Genomic DNA, 10,779 nt, shown 5'->3' on the forward strand with positions numbered 1-10,779 from the left:
AGAATATTACATTTTTCCAATTATTTAATTCAAAGTTCCATGAAATAATTAAATCACTTAATATCAACAAAATAAAAGCGGCTTAGTTCTGCGAAAACATTGCAAATATCTTACATTGGTATGCAAACACAAGAAGTAGCGATTAAACCTCAAATGAAAATTGTGATGAAATCCGATAGCGAAATGCTTGAAGAGGTTATGGTTGTTGCTTATGGTACTGCAAAGAAATCTGCTTTTACAGGTTCGGCAAGTGTTGTTTCCTCCGATCAAATAGGTAAGATTCAGACTTCTAATGTAGCTAATGCTCTGACTGGTAAAGTGTCTGGCGTACAACTGAATACTGCTTCCGGACAGCCGGGGGCAACAACACCTACTATTCGTATACGTGGTATTAGTTCCATTAATGCGGGTAAAGACCCATTGATTATTTTAGATGGTGTACCTTATGATGGCGACCTTAATAATATAAGTAGTCAGGATATTGAGTCGATGACTGTATTGAAAGATGCCGCTTCAAGCGCATTGTATGGTGCACGTGGTGCTAATGGCGTGATTATCATTACTACTAAAAAAGGAAACGCCGGTCAGACGAAAGTGACGGTAGATGCCAAATGGGGTGTGAATACCCGTGCCACTCAAGATTATAATTATGTGACTAGTCCGGCCAAATATTATGAAATGTATTATGGAGCATTGAAAAATTATTTTGTGAATACTCAGGGAATGAGTTCACATGCCGCTCACGTAATGGCTAACCAGAATTTGACTGCGAATAATGATTATGGTTTAGGTTATAATGTGTACACTGTGCCTGTGGGACAGTATATGATCGGTGAAAATGGAAAACTGAATCCTAATGCTGTGTTGGGTAATCGTGTGACATATCAGGGCCAGAATTTCTTATTGTTACCGGATGACTGGACAGATGCGGCATATAAGAATGGCCTGCGACAAGAATACACCGTAACTGCCAATGCCGGTAGTGATAAATCTTCTTTTTACGCTTCATTTAATTATCTGGATAATGAAGGTATTGCAGATAAGTCTGATTATGAACGTTTGACGGGGCGTCTTAAGGCGGACTATCAGCTTAAAGACTGGTTGAAGATAGGAGCTAATATGGCCTATACTCATTATGAATCTAATCAGTTGGGTGATGATGGTAGTTCTGCTTCTTCGGGCAATGTATTTGCTTTGACGCAGATGGCACCGATTTATCCGCTTTATCTTCGTGATGAAAATGGGCAGATTATGACAGATGCTAATGGAATTACACGTTATGACTATGGTGATGGTGCCAATGCTGGTAATAAACGTCCTTATTTAGGACAAAGTAATGCTTTGTCCAGCAATATATTGGATAAAATGACGGCAGAAGGCAACGCTATGAATGCTGTCGGCTTTTTTGAAGTACGTTTCTTGAAAGATTTTAAGTTCACTTCTACCAATAGTGTATATGTGGATGAGACGCGTCAAACTAATGTGACTAATCCGTATTATGGACAATATGCCTCTTCTAATGGTATTGCATATAAATATCACACGCGTCAGTTGGCTTATAACTATCAGCAATTATTGAATTATAAGAAAACTTTTGGTGCGCATAATGTAGAAGCTATGGCCGGACACGAGTCATATCGTTACAAATACTATTATTTGTATGCTTCAAAATCTAATATGTTTGATCCTAACAATCCGGAATTGGTAGGTGCCATATTGGATGGTTCGGCCAATTCTTATACTACTGATTACAATACAGAGGGTTACTTTGGCCGTGTTCAGTATGATTATAATGAAAAATATTTTGTTTCGGCTTCTTATCGTCGTGATGCTTCTTCGCGTTTCCATCCGGACAACCGTTGGGGTAACTTCTGGTCTTTGGGAGGTGCATGGATGATTTCAAAGGAAGACTTCTTTAATGCGGAATGGATTAATGAATTGAAGTTGAAAGCTTCTTATGGTTCGCAGGGTAATGATAACATCGGTAATTACCGTTATGTGACAACTTATGAAATTGTGAATGCGAATGGTAATCCGGCGGCGGTTCCTAATGCTATGGGCAATAAGGAAATCACTTGGGAAACGAACGGGAACTTTAATATAGGTGTTGATTTTGCTCTGTTGAGAGATCGTCTGAGTGGTACGGTAGAGTTCTTCAACCGTAAGACTTCGGATATGTTGTTCTCATTCCCCTTACCGCCTACGATGGGATTCACCTCTTATTATTCTAATGTAGGTGATATGCGGAATACCGGTATTGAATTAGAACTGGAGGCTACACCCATTAAGACTAACGATATGAACTGGACAATTAATTTGAACTTGACTCATTATAAGAATAAGATCACTTATTTGTCAGACAAGTCCAAAACGTTGAAAGTCGATGGAGTATCCGGTTATTCTAGCGGTAGCTTCTTCTATGGTGAGGGCGAGCCTTTATACACCTATCATCTATATAAGTATGCCGGTGTTAATGAAAAGGGTGAGTCTTTGTTCTATAAAGACATATTGGATGATAATAAGAATGTGATCGGCGTTGAAACTACAACAAAACCGAGCGAGGCTACGAAACACCTTTGCGGCAGTGCGCTTCCTGATGTATATGGAGGTTTTGGAACAAGTTTTGAATATAAAGGTCTTGATTTCTCTATTGACTTTGCATATCAGCTTGGTGGGCAGGTATATGACAGTGATTATGCTTCTTCTATGGGAATTAGTAAAGGACATGCGTTCCATGTTGATTTGCTGAATGCCTGGACACCGGAAAATACAAACACTGATATTCCTCGTTTCCAATACAATGATTCTTATATGAATCAAAACTCTGACCGTTTCTTGACGGATGCTTCTTATTTAAGTTTGCAAAACATCAATTTGGGTTACACTTTGCCTTCACGTGTTTGTCGTGGCATGGGACTGGAAAAATTACGTGTTTACATGTCTTGCGATAATGTATGGGTATGGTCAAAACGTCAAGGACTTGATCCGCGCCAAAGCATAACGGGAAGTGTAACATCTGCTTATTATGCTCCAATGCGTACTATTTCGGGAGGTATCACGCTTACATTCTAAACTTTTAGCAACTATTGAATATGAAAAATATATCTAAATTTATATTGTCGGTTTGTCTTTCTTCATCAGTTTTTATGACAGGATGTATAGAAGAAACACTGCCTACGCAGATAGCTACTGATGATCAGTTAGCTTCATCTGCTAAAGCTACGGAAGCATTGTTATGGGCAATGCCTGCCTACTTTAATACATACCAGATATTACCCTCTCGTCAAGATTACGACTGGGGGTATGGTTCCCTCATGCATATTCGTGACGTTATGACCGAAGACATGCCTATAGTGTATAGCGGCAGCGGTTATGACTGGTATGATAGTTGGGAAACAAACAAAAATCAAGGTGACGGCTATATGATTACACAGTACCATTGGTGGTATTATTATAAGTTTGTGCAAACTGCCAATAATATGATTGGAGCGGTGAATGCGGAAGCAGCCAATTCTCTGCAATTGGGTTATTTGGGTGCCGGACATGCTTTCAGGGCATTGGCTTATCTGGAAATGGCGCAAATGTATGAGTTCTTACCGGTTGAAGGCTTCTCTTCTGTCAACTCAAGTGGAAACGATGTGCTGAACCTGACTGTACCTATCGTAAGAGAAGGAATGACTGAAGAGGAAGCAAGAAATAACCCCCGCGTAACCCGTGAGGTGATGGCTGAATTTATTTTGGAGGATTTAAATAAAGCTGAAGAATATATTGTCAACCTGAAAGAGGCATCTAAAACTTTGCCTCACCAGGATGTGGTATATGGCTTGAAAGCTCGTTACTATATGTGGTTGGGTGACTATGCGAATGCAAAGACTTATGCACGTAAGGCTATCGATGCATCAAGTGTTGCTCCTATGACAGAGGCCCAATGCTTGAGTACGACGAAAGGCTTCAATGACCTTTCATGCTGGATGTGGGGTTCACAGTTGAAGGCGGAAGATGCTCAGGTGAAGAGTGGTATTATCACTTGGACTTCCTGGATGTCAAATGAAACAAAATATGGATATTCCGGTCAGGAACCATATCTGATGATTAACCGTGCTACATATGAAAGAATAAGTAACACTGATTTCCGTAAGAAAATGTGGAAAGCTCCTTCCGGTTCTCTCCTTGAAGGGCAGACTCCGTTTATTAACAAGGAATTCGGTGAAAGTTTGCCGGTTTACGCATCTGTAAAATTCCGTCCGAATGAGGGGAATATGGATGTAAGTAATGTCGGTAATGCTTCCGCATTTCCTGTTATGCGTGTAGAAGAGATGTATTTTATAGAAGCGGAGGCTGCTGCCCATCTGGATGCGGCGGAAGGTAAGCGGTTGTTGGAAACCTTCATGAAGAGCTATCGTGATCCACAATATGTATGCTCCAATAGTGACGTTGTTGAGGAAGCCGTATTCCAGAAACGTGTTGAATTCTGGGGTGAGGGTTTGACATTCTTCGATGTAAAACGTCTGAATATGTCTGTCACTCGCGGTTATCCGGGTACAAATTTCTTTGATACGGCTCGTTTAAATACTAATGGACGTCCGGCATGGATGAATATGAGTGTTGTAAGACAGGAGAGTGATAACAATGCAGCCTTGGTAGGCTTTGGTAATCCTGACCCGACAGATTTTTATATTCCTTGGGTTGAGACTAAAGAATAACTGTGCGTTTAGGATAATCTGATTATAAATAAATATATTAATAATAATTCGTATGAAAAAACTAAATACATATCTGCTGGCGTTGATGAGTGTATTTGTACTGACTTGGGGTGCATGTACCGACTCGTATGAGTATGATCCGGCTTCAGCTGTTGTTGGTGAAGGTGTATATTTCCCTTCATCAATACAAACTTCCATTACACTAGAGGGTACAGAGGGAAGTTTTAAACTCAAGGTACAACGCACAAAGTCTGAAAATGCCGGTGAGTCCGGTCTGGTCGCGGAGTTTGATGAAGGCGGTGAAAATATTTTCTCTATTCCTGATAAAGTGAAATTTGATGCTGGCGATGCGGAAACTGAGGTTACAATCGGTTATAAGAATCTGGTTCGAGGTACGACCTACAATGTAAAAATTTCCTTCACGGAAAATACTTCTTATGGTAATTCTTCGCTGACTTTCAAAGTATTGTATCCGGCGGAAGTACTTGAAGAGTGGGAAGTAGTTTCTCAAGATGCTGTCCTGATTGATCAGATGTTTAGTCCTTATGGGGCAAAGGATATCGCTATTTCCGGAATCACGGTTGAAAAAGAAAAGAATACTGCGCAGTATCGTTTTAGAAGCCCGTATGATGCAGATTATTTCATGTCTCTTTTTGGGGAAACTTTGATATTCTCAGAAGAACTTCCTTACATTATATTGGATGGTGAAACTTACAAAAATAATGCTCCGGGACAATATTATATTCCTGCTACAGCGTTAGGATTCAAGATGGTGGATGGCCAAGGCCCTGTGGTGGATGCAGATTGGAATACATTTGGTTCTGTAGCGGGGAATTTGAAGACTGGTGACGGTCCTATTGAAGTGGGAAATCCCCAGTATCCGGCGGTGAGTTTTGACGCTGCCACTCAAATGTTTGATTTTGGTTCATGTTATCATAACTTGGATGGTTATGGATTCTTTGTAATAAACGGAGGCTTTAAACTCTACCTTGATCCTGCTTTGATGGCTCCCGATTTCGATCGTGATTACACGTGGGCTACTGTAGAGGATGGGGACGGTTATTTCACATCCGAAATAGAAGGAAAAAGCTGGATGCAGGTAGTGCAACAAGCTGAGGAGGATCCAACTTTCTTCCGCTTTACCTCGCTGTATGCAGAGGGTGTACATATTTACTTCAACTACGATCCTGAAGCTAAGACATTGACCATGCCAAAGATGCAGCCTACAGGTCTTTCTACTTTCGGTAATGCCATCTATGTAGATGCGGTGGCAGGAAAATGTACTGTAGATGCAGAAGACAAATTTACCTTCACGCTCTCATTCTATTTGGCGGATGAGGAAGGCAACAAGACTGCTGAATTGTTGCAAAGTACTGAAACTTTCCTTTGGGGACGTACTCCGATAGACCTGTTGCAACATGGAAAGAAGATCGATGATTATGTAGGTACGTGGGTAGTGCCTGTTGAGAATGGTGAGCAAAGTGGAAAAATTCCGGTTACAATTACCAAGGCGGATGGGACGACGCTGCTTGTCAGTGGTTTGTCGCTCATGGATAATTATGATGATACGATGGCATTGATGTATGATGAAGAAACCGGACTCTTGGTTTTCGGATACCAACCAGTTGCTTCCATACAGGGGTTTGACGCTTTTGTGGCACCGTTTAATTCAGTAACTGGGCAGTTGACTAGGACTTCTAGCGAATGCTTGGTAGGTGGATTTAATAAAGCCGGTGTCTTGACATTCGTTAATAACCCTGATAATCAGGGAGTTTATGATTCAATGGTGTATGCTGTTACCGGTGGTGGGCAACTCATGCTCATGAGCGGGTTCTGGAACTATCTGGAATGGGAACCTTATGCTCCGGCTGCTTCATTTGGCACGTTGGACAAGGTGGATTTCAGTATGGGGACCAAAAGTGTTGAAGAAGGTATCGTGTCCAAACGTACATATAAAACAGAATTGAATCTGCAGGCTTTTCCGGTGCAACCGAGTAAGCTTTCTTTGAAAGTTCAAAGGACGGCAGTCCAGGGCTTCTCTTTAGTTCGTTGAGAATTCATATAGTATAAAAGGGAAGGGAGTATGCAGTTCATATCTTGAATATTTGCATACTCCCTCTTTTTTTTGTTATTTTATCAATTATACATTTTTTAATTCATACGCTTATGAGAAAACGATTACTTCTCTCTCTTGCACTGTTATGTGCCGTTTCTGTATGGGCTGCCCAACGCTCTTCAGAAGAGGCGTTCAGAGTGGCATGTTCTTTTTTTGAAAAATATGCCACAACGCGTGCCGTTGGCGATGTCCGATTGGTAGCTGTATCAGGTGACTTGTTGAAATATGCTTCTACCCGGGGACTGTCGGGGGAGCCCTCTTTCTATGTTTACAATCAGGGGCAGTCTGCTTATGTGATTGTTTCGGGAGATGACCGTATGAAGCCTGTATTGGGCTATTCGGACTGTGGAGCTTTTGTGACAGGTAATCTGCCTTCTAACATACAAAGTTGGTTGGAAAGTTATCATGCGGTGTATGTAGCTTTGAATGCGGGTGAGCAGGTGGTGAAAGAGCCCCGTCTGCTGATGCGTACGGCTTTTCCGGATATGGTGGAGCCTTTATTGAAAGATATCAATTGGAATCAGGATGCGCCTTATAATAATAGCTGCCCGTTAGATAAAGGTCAACGCAGCATGACCGGCTGTGTGGCTACGGCGATGGCGATGATGTTGAAATATTACAATTTTCCTGTAAAAGGTAAAGGTACTCATTCTTATAAACTTGCATCGGGGATTGAGTGCTCGTTTGATTATGGAAATACAACATTCAGTTGGGATAAGATGCTGTCTCGATACGTCAACGGCAGTTATACAGCCGAACAAGCTGCATCGGTCGCCGAGTTGATGTATGCTTGTGGTGTTGCGGTGGACATGACGTACTCTTCTGTCGGTTCCGGGGCTTATTCTTATAAAGTAGGGCAGGCCTTAATCGATTATTTCGGTTATGATGAGAACATGGGTTATGTATACCGTGAATATTTCACTTCGGAAGAATGGATGAATATGATCAAGACGGAGTTGAGTGAGGGGCGTCCTATCTTTTATAACGGAGTATCAAAAGATGTGGGGCATGCGTTTGTTTTTGATGGTTATGATGCCCGAGATATGGTTCATGTCAACTGGGGATGGGGAGGAGCCAACAATGGTTATTTTGAAGTGTCATCCCTCAATCCTTCTTCTCCGGGAATCGGGGGAGGAACGAATTTGGGCGGTGGTTTTGTTTATCAGCAAGGCATGATTATAGGCATGCGTCCACCGGTAGAAACATCTATGTTTGTTTCTCATTTTATGTTGGGAGGATTGAAATTCAGCCAGAATAAGCTGGTTAAAGGCGTTCCTTTTGATATGACGATTACCGGCCTTTTCAATATGAGTGTAACCTTTCGAGGAGGGGAACTGGGATTGATTGCAGAAAAAGATGGCAAACAGGTGGAATTGATGACGGCTTCCTTACCGGAATTGATCTCACATAGGGGATATGCTAATGCGCCTATACAAGGGGTGAAAATTCCTGATGATTTGGCTGATGGTACGTACATGCTGTATCTGGCAACCAAAGAGACGCGTGAGGCGGCATGGAGTCGCGCACGTGGTACGTATGGTGCCGAAACACAATTCACGCTTACTGTTGCAGGCAGCGAATGCACGTTGGCTCTGTTTGAGGGAGGTCTGAATGTGCACGAAGATCTGGATGGGAGTATAGAAATATTGCACAATCTTTATAGCGGCCGTAAGGCAGACTTTAAAGTTCTGCTTTCCAATAAGAACACTGCTCATGAATTCTATGGTACGGCAGGGGTTTTGTTTATTGCTGAAGAAAAGGGAGAATTGGAGATAAAATCTATGGTTGGTGATGTTCAACTGGAACTGAAGCCGGGGACAACCGACCGGGAAATAAGTATCTCCGGTGATTTGATTTCTACTTTGACGGATACTAAAGCGGAGCTTCCGTCAGGCGATTATTACATTTGTCCGGGAGTTATGTGGGGACAGTATATCTATTCGATTGGCGAAGGGGTGATTCCTGTTAAGGTCAATAGAGCATTTGGCGTTTCGAATTTGGTAGTAAAGAATGCCCGCTTGGAGGAGGACCGGATTGAAGTAGGGGATAAGCTTAAGTTATTGGCGGACTTATCGTTGAGTGGAATAGGAAATGTATATGATGAAACTCTGATGGCGGCAATCTTTGTAGCCGGACAAAATTCGACGAACAATTTGCACTATGCGGAGGTATTTATAGAAAAAGGGAGAACTTGTGACTTCGAAATGTTGATTGATCCGCAAATCGGTGAAGGTAGTTATAATATTAGCTTATATAAACCGGAACAACAGGGGGGATATGACGGAAATAAGCCTTTATGTGATTTGCAGTTTTCAGTCGGGCCGTTTACCGGTATTGACAATGAGCGTGCTGATGGAGACAGGGTGAGAGTTTATCAACAACCGGCTGAAGGTGTTCTTTATATTCGCACGGATGGTGATATAAAGGTGGTCACTTTATATAATTTGTCAGGACAACAGGTGATATGCCTGCAAGACCCTGCAAACAGTGACGGTAAGGAATACTCTGTTCCGGTAGCCGGATTGGCATCAGGGTGTTATATAGTGGCGGTACAACTTGTAGACGGAACAATCTGTCATAGTAAGTTTATAAAGCGATGAATTTAGCCGAATGGGACTGGGTGTTCGTCTTCCGGCAAGCTTTAACCGGGTTATAATACACTTTCACCGGCTCAGGGTGTGTATATTATAGACGATACCAAGGTTATCTTCTGATTGTAATTTGTCCGGGGAAGTCCGGACTTCTTGCAGAGTGAAAGTATGACCATAAAAGTTTGAAAAAGAACTTTTATGGTCATTTTCTTTTCTGTAATTTTCTCTCATATCGGGATAATATCCTATCTTTGCGATATTTGAACGAAGACAGACCGATAACAAACGATCGTGGTAATGAAAAAAATAATAAACATAGGAATAGCGGCTTTGTCCGTTTCATTGGCAGGTTGCCGTTCTGCCGGGAAAGAAATGGCTGTCGGAGCACTCCGGATAGAGAAGACTGTGGTGGCAAATGGGGCTGTAATTGCGGGTGGAAATCCTATTTCTACTTCACCCATTGTGTATGTATATAAGACTAAGGCAGATTATTTGCATCAAGTGCCGGTACTGATGGACGAAGGACGTACACGTATACTTGCTTATCCTGCGCCTTCTGATTTGAAAACGGGAGACGTTTTGTGTTTGCCTACTCCTCTAGAGGATGGTTATCTGTTGGATAATAGGGGAATAGGGCTGAATGTCGCTTTTTTGGCTTATACGTATGAAGAATATAGTAAGTTTACGGAACCCCCTTCCATGAAAGAACTGATGGCGAACATTGTCGAAAGATATCCGTTATTGGAAATTCATGAGTGTGGCAGGCGGGCTGATTACAAAGATATCGTTTCGGAATTAAATGAAAAGATTTCTAAAGGATTTCTGCAAAAATAATTATATTTGCCGCTATTAACAGCCTGATTGAATCTTGCCCGGTTTGGAAAAGACTGATTGAAAAAGAGAAAATGGACTAGGCTGACATTAAATACATTTTTAAGGAATAGGAAATAAATGAAAGAATTTATAATCTCCGAAGTACAGGCAGAAACGGCGGTATTAGTTGGTCTCATCACGAAAACACAGGATGAGCGTAAGACAAACGAATATCTCGATGAACTTTGCCTTCTTTGCCGTTGCCTTCAATATAAAAAAAATGTGTGCAAAAATGACAAAAGAAGGTATAAACTGGCTGATTAGACGGTTTTACGAGCTTACAACTGCTGTTATTAGATGCTGGGAACACATAAATCAAAGAAATCCTCAAAATATCGCACCTTAAAGAAAATGAACCGAGTGGTATAGTAATGAATAAAAAAGAAGGTGCATCGTGCATTATGAAGTGACCCCCGAAAGTTGGACAAAAAACTTTCGGGGTTTATTTATGTCAAGACATCACACATTAGCAGAAAAGCAAGAAATCCTCCGTCTT

The 10,779-nt window shown here is 41.6% G+C and carries 4 protein-coding genes and 2 pseudogenes; all 6 read left to right on the forward strand.

All coding sequences use genetic code 11. The features are described from left to right. Positions 1-96: 96 nt before the first annotated feature. Positions 97-3,072 (forward strand): annotated as a pseudogene (locus BUC01_RS24435) (SusC/RagA family TonB-linked outer membrane protein); the annotation flags it as partial. A 20-nt stretch (positions 3,073-3,092) separates the two neighbouring features. Further along, positions 3,093-4,703, forward strand: coding sequence for a RagB/SusD family nutrient uptake outer membrane protein (locus tag BUC01_RS24440; RefSeq protein ID WP_025835754.1), 1,611 nt, complete (start codon positions 3,093-3,095; stop codon positions 4,701-4,703). Between the two features lie 52 nt (positions 4,704-4,755). Beyond that, complete coding sequence (locus BUC01_RS24445) at positions 4,756-6,756, forward strand: hypothetical protein (protein ID WP_073315174.1); 2,001 nt, start codon at positions 4,756-4,758, stop codon at positions 6,754-6,756. A 113-nt stretch (positions 6,757-6,869) separates the two neighbouring features. Then, positions 6,870-9,419 carry a thiol protease/hemagglutinin PrtT gene (locus tag BUC01_RS24450; RefSeq protein ID WP_073315177.1) on the forward strand — a complete coding sequence of 850 codons (2,550 nt, stop codon included), beginning with the start codon at positions 6,870-6,872 and terminating at the stop codon, positions 9,417-9,419. Positions 9,420-9,707: 288 nt separating this feature from the next. Then, positions 9,708-10,244: a hypothetical protein gene (locus BUC01_RS24455; protein ID WP_025835757.1), complete on the forward strand. Its 537-nt coding sequence runs from the start codon at positions 9,708-9,710 to the stop codon at positions 10,242-10,244. Positions 10,245-10,455: 211 nt separating this feature from the next. Next, a pseudogene (locus BUC01_RS26265) lies at positions 10,456-10,693 on the forward strand (IS1182 family transposase); the annotation flags it as partial. Positions 10,694-10,779: the final 86 nt, after the last annotated feature.

Origin of the sequence: Bacteroides stercorirosoris, from assembly GCF_900142015.1 — a bacterium.
Lineage (GTDB): Bacteria > Bacteroidota > Bacteroidia > Bacteroidales > Bacteroidaceae > Bacteroides > Bacteroides stercorirosoris.